The organism is Parafrankia sp. BMG5.11, from assembly GCF_004337455.1.
In genome coordinates this window covers 31,358-51,265 of sequence record NZ_SJXI01000064.1, presented here as the reverse complement: position 1 = coordinate 51,265, position 19,908 = coordinate 31,358, and the positions used below count along the sequence as shown (strand labels likewise).

Here is a 19,908-nt window from a genome sequence, read left to right as displayed (position 1 = left end):
ACACGACAGCAGATTTCACCCCCCGGTGGCGTGGCGGCCGGCCCCGGGCGGCCGCTACGGGCGGACGAGGACCTTGAGGACCTTGCGGTCGTCCATCGCGCGGTAGCCGGCGGGGACGCCCTCGAGGGAGACGGTGCGGTCGAAGACCTTGCCGGGCTCGACCTCCCCGTCGAGGACGGCGGGCAGCAGCGTCTCGATGTAGGCCCGGACAGGCGCCGGGCCCCCGGTGAGGGTGATGTTGCGGCCGAAGAGGCTGGGGAAGCCGATCGGCGCGTCGGCGTACTGGGGCACGCCGACCCGGCTGATCACGCCACCCGGCCGGACCACACCGAGGGCCTGGTCGTAGGCGGCCCGGTAGCCGACGGCCTCGAGTACCGCGTGGCTGCCGTCGCCGCCGGTGAGCTCCCGCACCCGGGCGACGCCCTCCTCGCCGCGCTCGGCGACGACGTCCGTCGCGCCGAACTCGAGGCCGAGGTCGGTGCGGGCCTTGTGCCGCCCCATCAGGATGATCCGCTCCGCGCCGAGCCGGCGGGCCGAGAGCACCGCCATCAGCCCGACCGCGCCGTCACCGATGACGGTGACCGTGGTGCGCGGGTTCACGCCGGCCCGGACGGCAGCGTGGTAGCCGGTTCCGAACACGTCCGAGAGGGTCAGCAGGGACGGCAGGAGGGCGGAGTCCTCGGCCACCGGGACCTTCACCAGGGTGCCGTCGGCCTGCGGGACGCGTATCGCCTCGGCCTGGCCGCCGCCGACGCCGCCGGCCGCGAAGAACCCGCCGGTGCGGCACGAGGTGTGCAGGCCCTCGCGGCAGAACTCGCAGGTGCCGTCCGACCAGGCGAACGGGGCGATGACGAGGTCGCCGGCGCGCAGCGTCGACACCTCGCCGCCGACCTCCTCGACGACGCCGATGAACTCGTGGCCCATCGGGACGCCCGCCGGGGTTGCCACCAGGCTGTGATACGGGTGCAGGTCGCTGCCGCAGATACACGCCAGCACGACGCGCACCAGCGCGTCGGTCGGCTGCTCCAGCGCCGGGTCGCCGACGTCGGCGATCCGCACGTCGCCGGCGCCGTACATGTATGTCGCTCGCATGGGTCTCTTCCGAGGTGCTTGTCGAGGGGGTGGCCGCCCCGGCGGGGCTGACCCGTGGCCCGCCCTCGAGGGGCGTGCGCACCGCGCCGCGCGCCTGCGCGCCGCGTGCTGCGTGCTGCGTGCTGCGTGCTTCCAGCGAACAGGCTGGCACGCGCGGGTGGGAGTCCCTGCCCGACCAAGCACTGGCAGAACCCCCCACGCCGGCTCTACCCGGCGGCGACGGCCAACGGTATTCCGCGGCGCCGCCTATCGGTTTGACCGACATGCGAACAGTACGATCCATACTCCATTTGCCACCCTTCTTCGACCCCACTAGGCTGGTGTCCGGAAACACCCGGACGATGGGCGTCCGAACACGAAGAGGGGTCTTTCTGATGGCACGCGAAGTAATATCGCTCATCAACGTCTGGTGCGACAACGTCGGGAACCACGGTACGGAGAGGATCGCTGCCACCAGGACCGCGGTGCTCGCCTACGACGGCAGGCTGGTGCGGCTCGACGTGTGCGACGAATGCCGCGACGAAATAGCGTCCGTGCTCGGCGAGTACGCGGAGTACGGCGAGACGGTGGCCATCGCCCGAACGGCCAAGATAGACACGGCGTGGACGGACGTGGAGAAGAACGACGCTATTGCGCCACCGGCGCCGGAGAGCGCTCCGAAACGCCCGGTGCCGGCCCGCTCCCGGCCACGCCGCCCGCACCAGACGGCGTCCGCGACCGACGTCCGCGCGTGGCTGAGGGAACACGCCGAAGACCACGGGCTGACCCTGCCCGAGCGGGGCTCGCGCCTGACCGCCGAGCTCAACGCCGCCTACGACCGGGGCCACGGCTGGGCCGACACGGACGGTACCTGGCGCCCGGTCGCCGACGCGCCCGCTGACGCGCCCGACGAGGTGCCGGCGACGGCCCGGGAGACGGTCCCCGGGTGACCCCGCCGGCCAGGCCGACCGCACCGGCCCCGGCGACCGCGCCGGCCCCGCGGGCGACCCCGGCTCAGTCACGGATCATGCCCTTCGTCCGCATGAGGAACTCGCCGAGATAGCGGTCATGCGGGATGCCCGGCCGGATCCAGTAGGTCGGGTGGTCGCCGATGTAGACATTGCTGATCGTCGGCTCCGCGACCAGCTCGTCCAGGAGCGCGTCGTCCGCGGTGATCGCGGTGAGGACGAGGGAGCCCCGCACCGGCCCGACGCCGTCCTCGCGGGACCACGGCGCCATCCACACGCAGGGGAAAGGCAGCTCGATGCCGGCCTGGGGCGCGTCCGACCTGTCCAGCTGGAGCACCGCCGGGCGCAGGGCGGCGCTGCCGTCGCCCAGCTCGTCGGCCACGCCGTCGCCGCCCAGCAGCATCCGCGCGTCGCCGGCGTGGTCGAGCAGGTAGCGCTCGACGGCGTGGGCGGCCGCGGCGCCCCGCACCGGCAGGACGGCCTTCTCTTCCTCCGGCTGCAGCGTCGGAATGGCCGCCAGCCGCTCGGCGAGGGCCGCGGCGACCGGCGCCGGGTCGCCGGCGACGAACACGGCGGTGGTGTTGACGCAGGCGGCCCCGCCCTCGTGGCTGACGGAGTCGACGACGACGTCCAGGTGGGAGCGCCAGTCCGGGTCGTCGAGCAGGATCTTGGTCCGGCCCGGGCCCTGCGTGAGCACCCGCGGGTCCCGGCCGTACCTGGCGACGACGTCGTCCCCGCCGTAGGCCATCGCCAGCTCCGCACCGTCGATGATCTCGTCGGCGACCCGGTGGTCGGTGGGCAGCAGCAGCACCGAGTCGTCGGGGAAGCCGGCCTCGCGCAGGGCGAGGATCAGCCGGTGCGGGGTGAACGGCTCGCGCCGCGACGGCCGGACGGCCACCCGGTAGCCGAGCGCGAGTGCCTCCAGCCACAGCGAGTGCACCGCGGGATGGTTGCCCGCCGCGTGCACCGCGAAGACGTTCCCGCGCCGGGTCCACAGCGCCCGCCCCTGCCTGGTCAGCGGGTCGTGCCAGTCGTCGACGGCCGCGGCCGGCCGGGCGGCGTCGGCCGAGGCGTACGCCTCCTGGGCGGCGAGCGCGACCGCGTCGGTCGCGGCCCGCACGACGGAGATCGGCAGGCCGCACACCCTGGTGACCGTGTGCTCGTACTCGTCGCGGGACATCCCGTCGATGACCCCGGTGGCGAAGATCTGGCCGGCGTGGGCGAGCGCGGCGGCGCGGCGGTCGGCGGTCAGGGTGTCGGCCCGGTGCAGGGCGGCCATCCCGCGCCGCACGAACAGGCTCGGTACCAGGCTCAGCTCGGCGACGGGCCGCCCGGTGACGTCGGGGATCGTCTCCCGGTTGCGGGCCCGGTACGGGCCGGCGGGGCCGAGCGCGTCGAGATCGATCAGGCCGGCCATCAGTAGACCCCCTCGATGAGCGGCTCGTCGTCGAAGACCGCCACCGGGCCGACGTCGGCGACCGAGTCCCCCATCTGCCCGGGCGGCGGTTCGATCCGGGTCGCCAGGTCGCGTTCGAGGTTGTTGGGCAGCAGGGCGTTCCTGCTGATGTGGTGCATGATCACCTGGCCGCGCTCGCCGTACCCGACCGGACGGCGGGTCTGCGGGTCGACGACCTCGAACGAGATGTACGGCGAGTACGGGTCGAAGACGCACGGGTCGTCGGCGGTCAGGCCGAGCCGCTCGTGCGCCGCGCCGAGCACCATCGTGCTGCCGTACACGCCGTAGATCTGGATCTCGGGGAAGACCTCGTCCCGGAGGATCGACCGGGTGTCGGCGTCCATGTGCGCGCCACCCCAGGTGATCACCCGCACGTGTTCGTTGACGAGTTTCACGAGGTCGTCGCGGCGCGCGAGCCGTTCCAGCAGCGGCGGCGTCGTCACGAGCACCCCGATGTCCTGGGTTTCGAGGATGCGCCCGGCCTGGTCGATCACGTGCTCGGCGTAGCGTTCGGCCTCCTCGGGACGGCCGTCCGCGAGCACCTTGCGGACCCAGCGCGGATCGAGGTCGACGGTGAAACGGACCGAGCCGCGCTGCCGTGCCTGCCGGCCGACGAACTCGCCGAACACGTGCGGGCCGCTCGGCGCCACGGACAGCCAGCCGACGCCGTTGGGGACACCGCGCCGGTCGCTGAGGTCCTGCGAGTTCGCCACCAGGCGCCGCATCCAGTCCTCCAGGATGACCACCCGCTTGGGCGCCCCGGTCGTCCCACCGCTCTCGTAGACGCCGACCACGTCCGGGTCGGGCCCGTAGCCGCGCGGGATGAGATCCTGCACCCGGACGTCGCGGAGCTGGTTCACAACGTTGGGGAAGCGCGCGAGATCGGCGAACGTGCGCACGTCGCGGCGCGGGTCGAAATCGAAGGTCTCCGCCGTCCGCAGCCAGAACGGCGATCCCGTCTCCGGCGAGAAATGCCAGCGCATGGCCGCCTGGATGAGCGCGTCCGGTTCCGGCTCGGCCCCGAAGGGGGCGTCCAGCACAGGATCGGGCTCCAGCACAGGATCGGGCTCCAGCACAGGATCGGGCTCCAGCACAGGATCGGAACGATGCGACATTCTGTCCTCCTCCAGCACGCTTGATGCGATTTCCCGGGCCGATCACCGGCCGGGCGGCGGGCCGCGACGAGCGCTGGCCGTCATGGCGATCGGCACCGGTCGGCATGCCGGAGATCGGCGTGATCGGCTGCGTCGGCGTGCGGGAGCGGGCTTGGCAGGAGGGCACGACCGCAGGGATCACCGAAGGCCAGCCGGCAGCCGCGTTCCCGCAGGCGGGCCGCGGTGGCCGGGCCGTCCACCCCGTCGGCGACCACGGTGATGCCGAGACCGATCAGGGTCGCGAGGCCGGTGCGGGCGAGGGCCGCGGCCGGATCATCGCGGCCGGGGGCCGTCCAGGTCGCGGTGAGGTCGGAATGGACGGTGATGATGTCCACCGGGGCACTGCCGAGAATGCCGATGGCGGCGTCGATCAGGGTGTCCGGTGCCCCGATCTCGGCGAGCCCGATCCGGACCCCGCTGGCGCGGACGCGGCTGACCACGTCACCGAAGTCGGCCGGGCCGGCGGCGCGCGGGGTGGGGCGGATCTGGAGGACGAGGCCGGCGGGCGGCAGGTCCGCCGCCCGCAGCGCGGCGGCGACGTCGTCGACGAGGGTCGGCTGGCCGGCCCGGCGGGCGGAGATCGTGACGTGCACGGGCAGCGGACGGCCCGACCCGTCCGCACGGCAGGCGGCGCGCAGCAGGATCCGGTCCAGGGCCGGCACCAGGCCGAGGGCATCGTCGGTGGGGAGCGGCCGGGTGGCGCCGAGGTCGGGGTGTACCCAGGCGAGGCGCGCCTCGTGGGCTACCGGGGTGGCGGTGGTGAGGTCGATGATGGGCCGGTAGATCACGGCGAGCCGGCCGTCGGCGGGCTCACCGCGGGCCGCGGCGTCGAGCGCGGCCCGCAGCGCGGAGCCCGAGCGCGGCACGGCGAGATCGGGGGTGTAGACCGTCTGCCGCCCGTCCCCCTGGGCTTTCGCCGCGTACATGGCCAGGTCGGCGCGGTGCAGCAGGGCGTCCGCGGTGACAGGCCCGGTGGCCGGGTCGACGACGACGAGGCCGGTGCTGGCCGCGACGGTGAACGTGGTGTCGGCGAGCCGGATCGGCGCCCGCACCGCGGCGGCGAGCCGCCGCCCGACCGATCCGGGGTCCTCGGCGTCGGCGTCCAGCAGGATCGCGAACTCGTCCCCGCCGAGCCGGGCGACCGTGTCCGCCGGCCGCACGCACCCGGCCAGCCGACGGGCGGTCACCCGCAGCAGGTCGTCGCCGGCGGCGTGCCCGAACTCGTCGTTGACCCGCTTGAATCCGTCCAGGTCGCAGAACAGCACCGCGAGACGTCCGGCGCCCAGGTCACGCTGGCGCAGCGCCGAGTCGAGCCGTTCGGTGAACAGGGCGCGGTTCGCGAGCCCGGTGAGCGGGTCGTGGAACGCCTGGTAGCGCAGCTGGTGCTGCTTCTCCTCCACCTGGCCGAGCAGGCGGATGTTGTCGCTCATCGTGGTCATCTGCCGGAGCAGCGCGATCAGCAGCAGGGCGAGCAGCGCCCAGATCTCCTCCTGCTGGGCGAGGTCCTCCCTGGAGAGCCCGAGCAGCGTCGCGACGCCGGCCGCGGTCAGCGGCAGGTACGGCAGCATGGCGTGCCACCGCCGGCGCCGCGAGGGGACGAACGTGTCACCGCTCCCGTCCACGGCGGCGCGCCCCGGCCGGGACGTCTCCGGCGCCAGCGCCGCCAGCCCGACCAGCAGCGGCCCGGCGATCAGCAGCAGGTCCAGCAGCCGCGGGACGTCCGTCCCACCACGGACGACCACCGCCATGTAACTGGCGATCGAGGCGGTGACGGTGAGCAGCCCCATGATCAGCAGGCTCAGGCCACCGCCGGAGCGCGGCTGGCGGAACACCGCGACCAGGATCACCACCACGGCGATGATCAGGGTGTTGGCGGACAGGACGATCGAGTAGATGGGCCCGTCACCCAGCGGCCCCCGCGCCGCGATCGCGTCCTCGAGGATGGCGATCCAGGCCAGCAGCGTCACCGCGCCGGCCACGATCAGACCGTCCATGATCGTGATCACGTACCAGCGGCGGTCGCGGCCCCGCCCCGGCGGCCGCAGCGACAGGTCGAACGGGTCGGTCGGGTAGCACAGCACTCCGGCCAGCCCGAACGCCTGCGGGATCAGGTAGGCGAGCGAGGACGCGTCCTGCCGCGGGACCGGTGGCCCGCGGCTGGCCATGGCCGGGAACATCTCCGCCGCGCCGGCGCCGATGCCCAGCACCATCCCCGCGACCAGCAGCCGCCACGCGCGTTCCGCGCCGCGCCGGCGCAGGCCCGTCACCACGCAGGTCCCGCCGCCCAGCAGCAGACAGAAAATCATGATCAGGCGGACGGTGAGAAGTGCCGGCCGGGCCGGCAGGGCGACCGCGACGACCGCCGATCCGACGATCAGCAGCGCGCTGATCACCACCGCCGGCCAGAAGTAGCCGCTGCCGGCCGCCTGGCGCGGTACCGTCCGCGACTGCCCGGCTGGCGGCACGGACGTCTCCGACATCACGCGCTCACCGCCTCCAGGCCGCGTGACCAGCGCCGCCGCCGGGCCACGGCCCATCCCTCCTCTCCTGCCCCGCGCCGGGCGGGGATATCCGGCTCGCTACGGAAGGTGACAGGAGGCTCCTCATCCCCCTTCGTCGCCCAGTTCAGGCCGAGCGGAGGCGACAGCGGAGCGGCCGCCTCCGGGGGTTGCCCGGAGGCGGCCGCTCCCAGCCCTGGGATGTCAACCGGCCGCTGCCAGCCCGTGGCCGGCCTGGTCCCGTGCCCACTCGTCCAGAGGCTTGGAGTCGATCTCGGGGAGGTCCCTGACGAGGACCTTGTTGGCGAGGGCGTCCACCTTCACGATCTCGATGGCCATCTCCTCGCCCATCTCGACGAACCCACCCGCCAGGTCAGCGCGCAGATCCTCGGTCATCGCCGTGTGGTGCAGCAACACCGGCCGCGCGAGGCCTTCGACGCGCAGCAGGATGAACCCGCCCGAACCGTCGCTCTCCTGCACCACGCGGACAACCTCGCCCCGCAGCGTGGCCCCGACGGCCGGCAGCGAGACCGCATCCAGCCGAGAAGCCGGCAGAGCCGCGCGCCGCCCGCCGAGCGAACCCGCGTCGGGCGTGTGGCGCGGAGCCGGCTGGGTGACTTTCGGACCGGGCTGCCGTTCGGGCACCACGTGCAGCACGCGGTCGAGCCGCAGCCCGATGCGCCGACGCTCGGCGTCAAACGTGGTCACCGCCGCCTCGACGGTGTCACCGACGCCCACCTGCCGGCCGTTGAGCTTGTGCGCCGGGACGAGACCGTTGACACCGTGGGCGACGTGCACGAAGACACCAAGCCCCGGGATGACGCTGTCAACCCGGGAGCGAAACTCTGTCCCGGGTGGGAACTCGGCCTCGAGTGCCGACCACGGGTTCGCCTGGCCGGGAATGAGGGTGTACCTGGTATCGCCGGTGAGATCCACCTCGAAGGAGCCCGTCACGCGGGTCCCCACGGGAAACCGCTTCGCCATGTCGGGGATGATCCGCCGCGGGTCGACGTCCGCGGCGTTGAGCACCACCCGGCGCCGGTCGTCGGTGAGGACCATGACGAAATCCTTGTCGGCGATGACCACCTCGCCGGGCACGGGCGTCGCGGCACCGGGGTGCATCGGCACGAGGATCATCTCGGTGGACTTCCGGGCGAGCGCGGCGGGCAGCTCCTTTCCGAGCTCCGCCTTCAGGCGTTCGATCGACTGCCAGTCGCTGCCGTACTGGATGTACCGGAAGTGCCCGCGCACGTCCGAGGGGATGTCGTCCGGGTCCTGGACCAGAACGATGATCTGCTTGCCCAGCGCCAGCGCCAGCGCGAACTCGGCCGCGACATTGGCGGACCGGCCGGAGAAGTCGACGAGAACCAGCTGCGCGACCTGAAGGCCGTGCCAGGCGGTGTCGGTCAGGTCGCCCCTGCCGTAGACCTGGTCCGCACGGAGCAGTGTGAGCCCGGCGCCGGCGCAGGTCGGCGCGATGACGCTGGTGGTGAACACGTCGAAGTCAAAGGTCTGCCCGTTGCGGAGTTCCTTGATGCCGAACTGGGTCGCGAAGAAAGCGGTGTTCGGCTCCGGCCGGCTGTCCCGCATCAACTTGATCGTCATGCTGTCCGTCCTGTGGTTTGGTGCCGGCCGGGCCTGTCCCGAGCGGCTTGGCAGGACTGTCGGGCTTCGCCACTGACATTCCCAGCTGAGCCGACTGACATCGCGCTGACATCGCTAAGCTGGGCGTCAGCGGTATAGCAGGAAATCGGAGGATGGCGGCATGACGGCCGAGACGGACGGCTCGGGAACTGATCGCGGCCTCGGCGGGAATCTGTGGATAGACATCCTCGGGCCCACGCGGCTGCGGGTCGACGGTGTGTCCGTCCCGTTGACCCACAAGCCCGTGCTGGCACGCCTGCTGATCGTGCTTGCACTCGGATCTGCGAAGGGAGTCTCCGCCCAGTTCCTCGAGCGTGAGACCTGGGACGGGCGCGAGGATGCCCCGACAGCCAGGCTTCACACCGCCATCCGCCGTCTCAAGGAGCTGGGGCTCCGATCCTGCCTTCGGCACGAGCATCCCGGCGGCCGGTACCGGCTGGACCTCAGTCCGGACCGGGTGGACGCATGGCGGCTCCTTGCATGCGCGGAGTCTTTGAGCGGTGCTGAGCCACCGAGCGACGAAGCTCTCGAAGAGGCGCTCGCGCTCTGGCGGGGGGATCCCACCGAGGGGACGGGGCTACGCAGCGCCCTTGGCACCGGGGTTCGCGCCGCGCGAGCGACGCTGCTGGCCGAGCGGGATCGCCGCCGCAGGCCGCGTCTTCTCATTCTCGACGATCTGGTGGGTCACAACATCGCGGCCTTGTTCGGTGACTATCCGCACACGGTGATGACCAAGGTCGAGGAGTTCTGGGCGGTCGCGGACAAGTGTGACGAGCTGTTCGACCTGATCCTGGTCGACCTGCACCTGACCGAGGGCACCGGTGGCGCGGAGGGCCTCGCTGTGCTGCAGGCCCTGCGGCGTTCGAAGGTGGCCGCGATCCTCATGACCCATCGCCCGCGGGAAGGTGAGCCCGAGGCCGTGGTGCGTCGCCACAACCTGCTCGCCTACTACGTCAAGGCGGGGAACTCGCCGGGGACCGACTTCACCAATCTACGAGCGCTCGTCGACGATCTGGTGGGTGCGGACCCGAAGGAGATACTGCTGCCGCGCCTCGATGAGGAACTCGCCCGGCGAGAGCGGAAGGCCACCAAACTCATCAGGCTGTCTGGGGGAAGTGACATCGGCCGGCGGCAGATGCGCCAGCATGTCGACCAGATCCGCCTGATGATCCGCGAGCAGAGATCGGTGGGCGACATCCGGCGCGCGATGGCGGACTTCAACGACCGATGGCTGCCCGAATAGTTCGACGGGCGGGTCACCGTGCCGCTCCCGGAACGCCGGTCGGCGGCTCGATCAGCGCGCGGCAGGCAGGGCGAGACGCAGCCGCACGTGGCCGCCGCCGAGCTCGGGCGCCGCTGTCGGCAGCACCTCCAGATCGCCGTCAAGCAGCGCGAGCAGAACCTTCGCTCCCATGATCCCCTCCCCGTCGCCGTCGTGGTGTCCGGACGGAGGCGCCTGTCCCCGTGCCGTCCGCGCGAGCACGGCCTCCGGGAAGCCGGGACCGTTGTCCAAGACATCGACGATAGCTTGGCGCTGCCCGTCCGAGGCCAGCGAGATGCGTACGCTGACCGTGCCCTCTCCTGGCGGACGATGATCCCTGGCGGCTCGCTCGGCGTTGCCGATGATGTTCCGCAGTGCGATGTCAAGAGCCATGCTGCTGCCCACCACCGTGACGGGCTCGCCCGGTATCACGATGATGTCTACCTGGTCGCCGTACCTGGCGAACGTTGCCGCCACCTCTCGGCAGGCGTGTTGTAGGTCGATCTCAACGCGCTCGCTTCGCCACGCGTCGACCCTCCGCCGGTCCTCGCGGCGTTGGCGGTCGCCGCGGATGAGCGCGGCCGCTCCCTGGGCTAGTTCGAGAGCCGCTTCGGCCCGGTCGGCGCGCTCGCGCTCGTCGTGCAGCCGGATCTCTGCCAGCCGCTGCTGAAACTGGGCTTCCTGTAGCTGGGCCGCGGGATCGCCGGGATCGTCGGGCGTGCGATCGTCGAGGTCCCGGGCCAGCCGCCGCAAAGCCTCCTTGGCGACCTCGTGGGGATTACCGAGCCGCAGCAGATGGGTGATTCCACAGTCGCATAGGGCTAAACACCCGCTATTGTCGGCCACGAGATGCCCGGTCTCGCGCAGTCGCGCCGTGACCTCCCCGATGTCGATGAGTCGTTCGATCGGCACCGTGAGCTCGGCGTCGGCCGCGATGGTGTCGAGCGCTGACCGAAGGTCGTCGGCGGAGGCGAAGAAGACCGCCGCGAACAGGCCTGCGGCGGCCGCGTCGCCCAGCTCGGCGAGCAGGCCCGCACGCAGATCGTCCTGGTATGGCGTGGACGCCCGGAGCTCCACGAAGGTGGCGGGCTCGAGACGCGCCTGCCCGCGGCTCCGCGCCTGTTCGACCAGGTGGTGCAGAGTCTTGACCAGCGGCACCGGATGCGCCCCGGACTCGTAGAGCACAGTGTCGACCGACACGCCGTCCGGGGTCACGCCGAAAACGTGCAACAACCACCAGACCTGGTTACGCAGGTGCGTTCCGGGAGTTTCGACGAAGGCGTCGGCGGTGACCACGTCCTTCACCGCGCGCTGCTGGCAGATTGTCCTGATCAGTCCCATCCGGCGCGACGTCGCCGTGCGCGGCCGCCCCGACCGCGTTTTCTCGGACTGCAGCAGGCTGAGCAGGTCGGCGAGCGTGACCACGATCATTCGTCGCCGCCGCTCCTCCCGGATCCGGGGAACCAGCCATACAGCTGCCGGTGGGTCCACCGACGGCGCGTCACCGATCCGCACGCGCAGGCCCTCACCGCGACCGACGAAGCTGAGGGGTGGCAGCCGGAACTCATCGGGAACCAGAAGGGTCGTCAGGTGGTCGCCGTCGTCCACGGGGGTGAGCCGCGGGGGCACCCCCTCCACTCCGATGAGCTGCTGGATCGCCGAGGCCAGCAGAGCGTGCGCCTGATCGGCTGGCTCGTTCGCGACCGCCCGCATCGCCCCGACCAGGGTCTGACCCGCCTCGTCGACCACGTACTCGCGTAGCCCTGGCGGCGCGAGCAGGCTGGAGTCGAACCACCTGAGGATTTCCTCCATAGGGACGGCCCGCCATGGCCAGGCCGCCGTCGGCTCCTCCACCGGCAGCAGCGCCGACGCGCCCGGCCCGTCCTCGAGAACCTGGCGAGCGGCCCGTATCTCCCGGACCTCGAGCAACGCGGCGACCTGATCCGCCCACACGCGGGCAGCATCGGTCGGCTGATCGCCGAGCGTGTCGCGCCGCCGCCGATGAATCCGGTCGATCTCCACCTGCTCGGCGGCGTCGACCTGCTTCGCGAGCGTGGCGAGGAGCGCCTCGCCGTCGCCCCGTCGGGACCTCGCGCGCCTGCCGATCAGCGCCACATCGACGGTGATCCCGCCGATCCGGTCGGCCCGATCCCGGAACACCCGTGCGCGCATCGTCAGGTCGTCCACGACGGCAGCCCGCTCGGCTGCCATCCGCCGCGCGAGCCCCTTCGTGGACGATTCCTGGAGCAGGCCGGCGACCTGGTCGAGGATGTCCTCCGCCGCGTCGTACTCGCCGTCGTCGATCAGGCGGCCGACCGCGTCGGCCGGCTGGCACCGATCCGCGATGCCGCGGGCCAGCAGCCGCGCCCGCTGTCGCGGCTCGATCGGCTCGGACGACCGCTCCCGAACGGCCAGCTCGGGAAATCGCCACACGTCGGCAATGGCCACCAGATCCTGCTGGGCCACGAGGTCCGTCACGACGGCGCCTTCCCGATCAGATTCTCCAGATCCACCAGCGCCACGTCCGCGAGGGCGCGCTCGGGCAGCTCAATGTCGGCCAGCGCCACGCGGGCGCGAGGCAGGGCGGCGCGCAGCGACGCCGTGGTGTCCCGAGCGGCGTCGATCGCGTCGTCGAAGATCTCCGGCGCCGCTGCACCCGCCTCGTCGAGCGCGGCCACGGCGCGGGCGACGTCGACGATGGCGGTGACCCGGTTGACGAACGGCGGCCGTAGGTGGCCCTCGATGAGCTTGGTGCTGCCGGCGTCGCGCGTCGCCGCGTCCACCCAACCGCCCACGTCAGCCAGCCGGGGATCCTCCAGCCAGCTCGCCACCGCGGCCCGGTCGCGGCCACGGGCCGCCTGGGCCAGTAGGCTGAAAGGTCCGCCAGCGCGAAGCAGGAAGCGCTGCGTCCCGCTTCCCACGGTGAACGGCGGAGAAAACCGGTCGAACGCGGCCAGCGCGCGAGCGAGATCCTCCCACCGGCCGGCGGCGCCGGCCTCCCTGTGACGTAGCGCCTCGCCGCGCCGGACACGCTCGACCGGCAGCGGCTGCCCGGTCTCCTCCCACCAACGCCGCGCCACCGTGCCGAGCGCCGTCCAGGGCTGCCGGGACGCGGGAAGTGCGATCGCCACAGCATCCGCGAGGTCGTGGGACCCGGTCGAGAGCAGTCCGTGCACCGCGACGGCCAACAGCACGTTCCACTCCGCGTCCGTCAGGTCATCGCGCAGCACGGCGTCACCGAGCAGCGTGGCAAGCGTGGGTTTCCCGCGCTGGGCGGCAACGTCGACGAGCACCCGCCTCGGCCGGATCGCGAGCGCCCCGCCCGTGCCGCCGTCGCCGCCCGTGCCACTGGCAGGAGCGACGGGATCCGCGACGAGGCTGTGCAGCGCGGCGGCCACGGTGAAGTCACCCGCCTCGAACCGCCGCCTGAACAGCCACGTCCACCAGCGGTCCACGGAGGGACCACTCGCGTCGGTGTGCCCGAGCACGGCCGCCACCGCGGGCTCGACCACGTTGAGGGGCGCGCCGCATGCGCTCAGCGCGTCCAGCACTGCGAGTGCGTCGGGAGCCGGGCCCATGAGTTCGGCCAGCTCGGCGCCGCCTGTCGGCGCCTCGGCGGCGGTGAGCCGCGCGAGCACCCGCTGCGCGGTCGACAGGGCTCGCCGCTCGGCGGCGGCAGCGGGATTGCGGCCGGCCGGCCGCTCAGCCGCCACGCCGAAGGTTGCCAGCAGGTACCAGGCGAACTCGGCACCGCGAATCCACACGCCGGCCTCGGAGCGCGCCCGGCGGCGTCCGCTTCCGCCGTAGTACCCGGCGAAGGCAAGGAAGCTGAAGCTGGTCACCACCGCCTCGTCGTCGGCCACGAGCACGCCGGCGTGGTTGTTCTCCTCCCGCACAGACAGCCGTCCGGCGGCCCCGGCCGGCTGCTCCGCCAGCTCCGCCAGACGCTGCGCGGCCCGTCGCCCCTCCTCCCGCCGAGCTCTTCGGTAGATCAGTGTCACGTTGACGCCACGGCGTAAGCAGGCCTCGAGACTGTCGACGAATGCCTGGTCGACCACGTCCTCCGCCAGTGTCTCGGACGTGATCAGCAGCTGGTGCCGGGCGGTACGCAGCGCGCTCCAGAGCAGGTCCCGGTGTTCGCCGTCGCGGATGAGGCGGACCGACGGATGCTCAGGAAACGCCGCGGCGGCAAGTTCCTCGACACGGCCGCGCCACGCCGCGGCCCATGCGACCGCAGCGGCGTCGCCGGCGGGTGCGTCGCTGGCCGCTGCCGTGAGCGGCGGGTCGTCCCCGTCGATGGGGGCCGGCCGCCCTCCCCGGTGCCGGTTCTCGCTGAACGTGCCCACCCCCGTACGGACGTCCCTGGCCGCGCCGGGGGAGCTGGGATCCCCACCTGCGCCGACCGGAGTGCCGAAGGATGCCGAATCGGTGATGATGGCCTGGGCCACCGCGTAGTCCGGCATCGTGTCACGAGCCCACGTGAGCATTTCATCGATCGCCGGGTTGCGCCGGTCAGGCAGCGCAGCAACCCGAACGCCGAGCTCGTGGCGGCCCGTCCGGCTCGGCTGGAGGAAGTTCAGGCTGGTGACGATCGCGTGCCGGTTGTCGGCGATGGCGACCTTGGCGTGGATGACGGCGGAGGATGGTGGGCTGACCAGCACGCGTAACGGAGCGGCAGCCGGGGTGCCGCTGGCTCCACGACGCAGCGCGTTGATCGCGTTGTCCACCGGCCGGGGCGCGGTGGGCTCCGGCCGGCCGGCTCCGCGCAGCAGGACGATCTGCACGCCTCGCCGTATTGCCTCCTCCAATGCCTCGATATAAGTGGTCAGCCCGTCGTAGTCGATCTCCGGGCAGGCGAGCACCACCTGGGTACGCGCGCCGCGGATCAGTTGCAGGACCGCCGCCTCGTGCTTCGCCTGGCCGACGAGTAGGTCCACGTCCGCCTCCTGCTGGGCCAGCCCGCCCAGCCTCCGGACGATCCGCCCGCATTCGGTGGCGATCTCCTGGTGGCGCGCCCACCGCGACTGCGGTGGTGTGCTCGACAGCGCGTCCGCCAGATCAGCGAGCGCAGCGAGCGCGCTCGCGAGCGTCGCTGGCTCCTGCGGCGGACCGCCCGCCGCCGACTCCAGCGCACGGACGAACGCACTCGTCGGCTGGCTCTCGACGAGGCGGGTGAGCCGCGCCTGGGCGACCTCCTGATGGCGACGGGACAGCGACTCCTCGGCCATCCGGACCACGAGCAGGCCATCCGGATTGGTGGCCACCCGGATACCGATCGGCTGGTAGCGCCGTTCCGAGCTCGGCATCGTCAACGACGCCGGGGCGAGGTAGGCGCGGATCACCCGCTTACGCCTGCCTTCGGCCGGTGCCGCACCGGCCACCTCGTCGGCCTCGTTGAGCGCCTTCGTGACCGCGTTCGCCAGCTCCGCCGGGTCGATACCGGCCAGCTGGGCCTCGTCACCGTGCTCGGGGAGCTCGAGCCGGGCGTCGGGTGCCCGGAACAGCCCCTTCACTGGGCTGAGTCCGCCGGTGAGCGCATTGAGCATCATCGGGCGCTGCTCGTCGGCCGTCTCTGCACCGGGCAGGGTGTGCAGCGCGTCCGCCGCGGCCAGCCGGGCGACCTCCGGGGAGATCGATACCCGCTCGTCCAGGAAGTCAACGCCGACATGGCCGGCTCGCCAGAGGTCGCCCAGCAGGTCGACCATCATGCGTGGGCTGGTTCCCAGCACGGCCGCGAGGCCGGAAACCGTCTCGACACCCGCGTGCACGGCCTTGAGGACGTGCTGCTCGAGCGGTGACAGCGAGCTTCCCGCGCCGACGGTGACCCGGACCTCGAAGATTCGGCACGGAACGTAGATCACGACGTCGTTCACGCCTCCACCGCCGATGCGGGCCGCCGGACCCCGTAGTGCGACACGGTCGCGGTGATCGACTCCCAGATCGGCACGCCGCTGCCGGCAAAGTGCTCGAAGCTGCCGACCAGGACCAGCAGATCGCGCGCGCGACTGAGCATCACGTTCACCCGGCCGGCGTCAGCCAGGTGCCCGATGTTGCCTAAAGGCCGGTCCCAGGGCGCCCGCGTGGTGTCCCGGACGAGCGAAACAATGACCAGGTCCGCTTCCCGGCCCTGGAATGCGTCGACGGTCTTGACCACGCCGCTGAGCTCCGGTCCGGCCCGGCAGATCGCGTCGACCTGTCGACGGTAGGGTGTGAGGATCGCCAGGCCGCGCCGGCTCTCCTTCTCGTGCCTCGCGGTAAGGCGGGGGGCCGGGCGAAGGGCGCGGGCCAGCCGGGTCACCACCTCCGCCTCATGCCGGTTGAACCAGTACCCCTCGTCCTGACGCATCCCGCTGGTGTCCAGCCAGATCAACGCGTCGTCGCGGAGCCACTCCGGAAACTCGACGGCGCTGCCCGCGTCCGCTCGTCGGGTCACCAGGAGGCCCTCCGGGATACCGACAGGACCGTTGCCGTCGGCTGTCGGGGACAGGGGCAAGGCCGGGGCCGGGGCGGCTGGCACAGACGCCGTGGCCGGGACGGACAGTGCGGCTGTGGCCGACGACGCTGCCGGCACGCGGTAGAAGGACCGGCTTACCACCTGTGAGATCGGATCACGCATCCGGCGTTGCTCGTGCAGCGTGCGGACCGGGCCGGATGGCTGCCTCGGACTCGCCGGAGCGACACGGGCGATCATGGTTCCAAAAACCTGGAAGGTCTCGAGATACGTCGCTCGATGGGCGAAGTGCTCGGCGATAGTCGGATCCGGATCGTCCATGCAGGAGTTGAGGAATCGCTCCACCTCGGCCGCGCCGTAGGCGCCGATCTGCTGGTGATCGCCGATCATCGCCCAGCGCAGCCCGCGCACCAGCGGCATGGCCAGCTCGGTCGGCCACGCCTTCGCCGCCTCCTCGACGATCACCCAGTCGAACGGCTCGCGTGCCCCGTTGTCGACCAGCTTCGCCTGGGTGGCCGCCGCACACGTGACGAACACAAGGTTCGCCCCCCGCCGTAGCCGCTCACCGAGTTCGATCTCGCTGCCGTCCAACTGCCCAAGCCACGATGTAGCGACCTGGCGTACCTCGGGCCCGTCGACCAGAGAGTTCAGCCGGTCGCGCACGCGGCGCCGGATCGTGTTCCGCATCCGGACGGCGGTCTCGCCGGGGCTGAACTTGCGCAGCCGCTCGTCGACCCGGTCCTGGGCTCGGTCGGTGTAGATCCGGATCGCCATGAGGTCGGCGTCCTGCGGACGGCCCTGCTCGTCCAGCAGACCAAGCTTGACCAGGATGCGGACCGCCAGGTTGTCCAGGGCGTAGTGCGACTGGGCCGAGACCAGGATGCGCGCGCCGGGATCGGCCCGCAGGTATGCCTGCACCGCCTGCGAGCTGATCTCGGTCTTGCCGGTCCCCGGCGGCCCCTGCAAGGCGAACATCGGCTGGTGACAGAGCATGTCGATGACGACCTCGGCGCCTTCGCCCTGAAGCCGGCCCGCGGCACCGCGCCAGCGGCTGGCGTCGCCCCGGATGCTGACGGGATCGAGCAGGCGGTTGACGAGAACGCGGTTGCGGACCAACTCGTCCCGTGCTTCCCGCTGGCGGTACAGCGCGGCCCGGGTCCCGTCGTCGTCCTGCGGGCTCAGCAGCCCGTGTTCCGGCACGGCGGCGCCGGCGACCGAGGTGACGACGACGGTGTCCTCGCCCCGGTGACGCACGAACCGGAATCCGCCGGGTTTCGCAGCTGACCCCCGGTCGTCGTCGGCGATCCGAAGGTACGACAGCGAGGCCTCGTCACCCTGCGCGACCTCCGCGAAGAAGTGCCCGAATGCCGGCCGTGCCGCGCTGTCGCCAAGCAGCTTGGCGGACAGCGGCGGCATTCGGTCCCGGCGTTCCCGATCCCGCTGCCGGTCCCAGTGCAGGACGACCTCGGCGGCGTGGGGCGGCGAGTCGGAATCACGTCGGAAGGCATAGGTACGGGCGGCCAGCTGCGCCGCCTGGTACTCGAGGAGCCAGTCCAGTGCGCGCTTGAAATCGCGCTCCCGCGGACTCAGCCCCGCCGGTTCACGCACCGTCTCGAACAGCCGTTTCCAGTCAGGCCGGCCGCGTCGCAGCCGGTCCAGGACCTCCGGTGCGATTTCGTCCGACTCGACATGCACCGATCCGATCCGGCGCCGCAGCCGTACATCTTCCAGCCGCCGTAGTCGGTCGCGCTCGAGCCCGGCCAGCTTCTCTCGCAATGCCACGTAACCGATGACGAAGACGTCGGTCAGCAGCTCGCCCGTGCGCTGGAACTTTGCTTTGCGCTCGTAGGGACGGCAGAACCACGCAGCCCTGGGGCCGATCAGTACCCACTTCGCCTGCCTGAGCTTTTCCGGCGCGGTGCCACGCCAGTTTCTGAGATAAGGCTCCGCGCCATCCGGCGACTCCACGACCAGAGCGCCACGCAGATCCTTTTCTATAACCTGGACGATCTTGCTTGTGTCTGTCTCCGTGGGGTCGATCAGACCCCACTCGGCGAGGTTGTTGCGGGTCTCCTGGAGGTAGAGCAGGAGATGGGGCGGCGCGTCGACGTCCCCCGTCCTCCCTTCGAGCACTGTGACGATGCCGTCGTGGTTGCGGCTGAGGCGCTCGAGCACCTGCGCCGAGGTCGGTCGGCCGCGCGGTTCCGGGTCCAGCATGTCGTCGAGCAACGCGCCAAGCGCCGGCGGGACGTCGGGCGAGGTCCGCGCCTGAACCCGGATCTGGCGTTGGAACGTGAGCAGGTCGGATAGCTCAGGCCGGGTGCCTGCGGCGGGAGCGGCGGAGTCGAAGCCGCCAAGGAACCATTCGGCCGCGATCATCGCGAGGCCGAAGACGTCGGCTTCCGCGGAGCCTGGCCCGTCCGCCGGGGAACGCGACGTCGCCGGATCAGACCCGCCGAGGAGGAAACGGGCCCGCTCGGGAGGCATATAGCGCAGCGCCCGCACGTCCTGCGAGAGGTAAAGGTCACGAACGGTCTGGTGACCCGACGAGTCCACGGTCGACGCCCGAAGAATGTTCGATAACAGCGCGCTCATCTCGAACCGGCTGATCCGCAGCGCCGGGCGTTCGTCGTCCGAGTAGTACTGCAGCGTTCCGGGCCACAGGTTGCGGTGCGCGATCCGCGCATCGTGCAGGATCGCCAGGGCGTCGGCGAGCCGCCAGAAGTGGCCGAGCGCGAGGACAGGGTCGTCGCGCATCAGCGCGGTGAGATCGCGGATTTCGCCAGCCTCGATGCCTTCCTCGCTGAGCGTCCGCACGTACGCGACGCTGTACCGACGACCATCGAGCTCGGCGGCGACGCTGTCAGCGTCAAGGTGGCCGCCGTCAAGAATTTCGGGAAGGGCCGGGTGGCTCAGGTTGGCCACTCGCAGGAGAACCTTCACCTCCTGGTCCCACAGCCGGCCACCGATCTCACCTACACCGAGGAATACCTGGAGGGAGACCGTGCGGGACCGGGAGTCGAGCAGGCGATAGCGGTAAAGAAGACCGGGGAGGACCTCGCTGCCGTCCAGGCGGGTGCCGCCGGCCAGCGGCCGGTAAGGTCGCACGCCAGCCTCGTCGGTCATCAGGAATGCGGTGACGATGGCATCGACGTCGCGGATCGACATTCTGGCGACTCCCCGTGAAACACGCTACCCGACATAATGGTCGGCCCCCGGACGTATCAGGATGTCACGTTACCAGCGCTCTGTCCGCCTTCGTGTTGCGACACCCGGATCGTCGATCGGGTCGGAATCGCCGCCGCGCGGCACGTCCCCGACCTGGTGACGGGCTCCCTTTCCTGCGATTGGCTGGTGCGAGTCACCGGCACTCCCCCTGTGGGCGCCGGTGGACTCGCGGCTCAT

General features: G+C 71.6%; 10 protein-coding genes. 2 read left to right on the top strand and 8 right to left on the bottom strand.

The genetic code is table 11. The annotated features are described in order from the left end of the window. Nucleotides 1-54: 54 nt before the first annotated feature. Entirely contained in the window at nucleotides 55-1,092 is a 1,038-nt protein-coding gene (locus E0504_RS36530) for a zinc-binding dehydrogenase (protein ID WP_207974649.1), read from the bottom strand. Nucleotides 1,093-1,466: 374 nt separating this feature from the next. On the opposite strand from E0504_RS36530, the gene E0504_RS36525 reads away from it, so the two are divergent. Then, nucleotides 1,467-2,021, top strand: coding sequence for a hypothetical protein (locus E0504_RS36525; RefSeq protein ID WP_112107738.1), 555 nt, complete (start codon nucleotides 1,467-1,469; stop codon nucleotides 2,019-2,021). Between the two features lie 64 nt (nucleotides 2,022-2,085). Here the strand turns inward: E0504_RS36525 and E0504_RS36520 are convergent, their stop codons facing one another. The 4 genes from E0504_RS36520 to E0504_RS36505 all read right to left on the bottom strand — a co-directional run bounded on the left by E0504_RS36520 (nucleotide 2,086) and on the right by E0504_RS36505 (nucleotide 8,752). After that, nucleotides 2,086-3,456 (bottom strand): aldehyde dehydrogenase family protein, encoded by a 1,371-nt coding sequence (locus E0504_RS36520; protein ID WP_112107739.1) that lies wholly within the window; start codon nucleotides 3,454-3,456, stop codon nucleotides 2,086-2,088. Further along, a complete protein-coding gene (locus E0504_RS36515) occupies nucleotides 3,456-4,610 on the bottom strand; it encodes an AMP-binding protein (protein WP_131626749.1) in 1,155 nt (384 codons plus the stop codon). The genes E0504_RS36520 and E0504_RS36515 overlap by 1 nt, the downstream gene beginning before the upstream one ends. Before the next feature lie 80 nt (nucleotides 4,611-4,690). Beyond that, nucleotides 4,691-7,186, bottom strand: coding sequence for a diguanylate cyclase domain-containing protein (locus E0504_RS36510; protein WP_306769292.1), 2,496 nt, complete (start codon nucleotides 7,184-7,186; stop codon nucleotides 4,691-4,693). A gap of 165 nt (nucleotides 7,187-7,351) precedes the next feature. After that, nucleotides 7,352-8,752 (bottom strand): S1 RNA-binding domain-containing protein, encoded by a 1,401-nt coding sequence (locus E0504_RS36505; protein WP_131626748.1) that lies wholly within the window; start codon nucleotides 8,750-8,752, stop codon nucleotides 7,352-7,354. 160 nt (nucleotides 8,753-8,912) lie between these two features. Between E0504_RS36505 and E0504_RS36500 the strand changes: the two genes are divergently transcribed. Continuing rightward, nucleotides 8,913-10,034: a hypothetical protein gene (locus E0504_RS36500; RefSeq protein ID WP_131626747.1), complete on the top strand. Its 1,122-nt coding sequence runs from the start codon at nucleotides 8,913-8,915 to the stop codon at nucleotides 10,032-10,034. A 51-nt stretch (nucleotides 10,035-10,085) separates the two neighbouring features. On the opposite strand, the gene E0504_RS36495 is transcribed toward E0504_RS36500, so the two are convergent. From E0504_RS36495 to E0504_RS36485, 3 genes are read right to left on the bottom strand one after another with little or no spacing between them, the layout of a single operon-like run. Continuing rightward, the gene (locus E0504_RS36495) at nucleotides 10,086-12,530 is read right to left on the bottom strand and encodes an ATP-binding protein (protein ID WP_131626746.1); all 2,445 of its coding nucleotides are present in this window, start codon (nucleotides 12,528-12,530) and stop codon (nucleotides 10,086-10,088) included. After that, on the bottom strand, nucleotides 12,527-15,925 hold the full coding sequence (locus E0504_RS36490) for a phospholipase D-like domain-containing protein (RefSeq protein ID WP_131626745.1): 3,399 nt from the start codon (nucleotides 15,923-15,925) through the stop codon (nucleotides 12,527-12,529). The genes E0504_RS36495 and E0504_RS36490 overlap by 4 nt, the downstream gene beginning before the upstream one ends. After that, nucleotides 15,922-19,671, bottom strand: a complete 3,750-nt coding sequence (locus E0504_RS36485) for an AAA domain-containing protein (RefSeq protein ID WP_131626744.1) — start codon at nucleotides 19,669-19,671, stop codon at nucleotides 15,922-15,924. Before E0504_RS36485 ends, E0504_RS36490 begins: the two co-directional genes overlap by 4 nt. Nucleotides 19,672-19,908 lie beyond the last annotated feature (237 nt).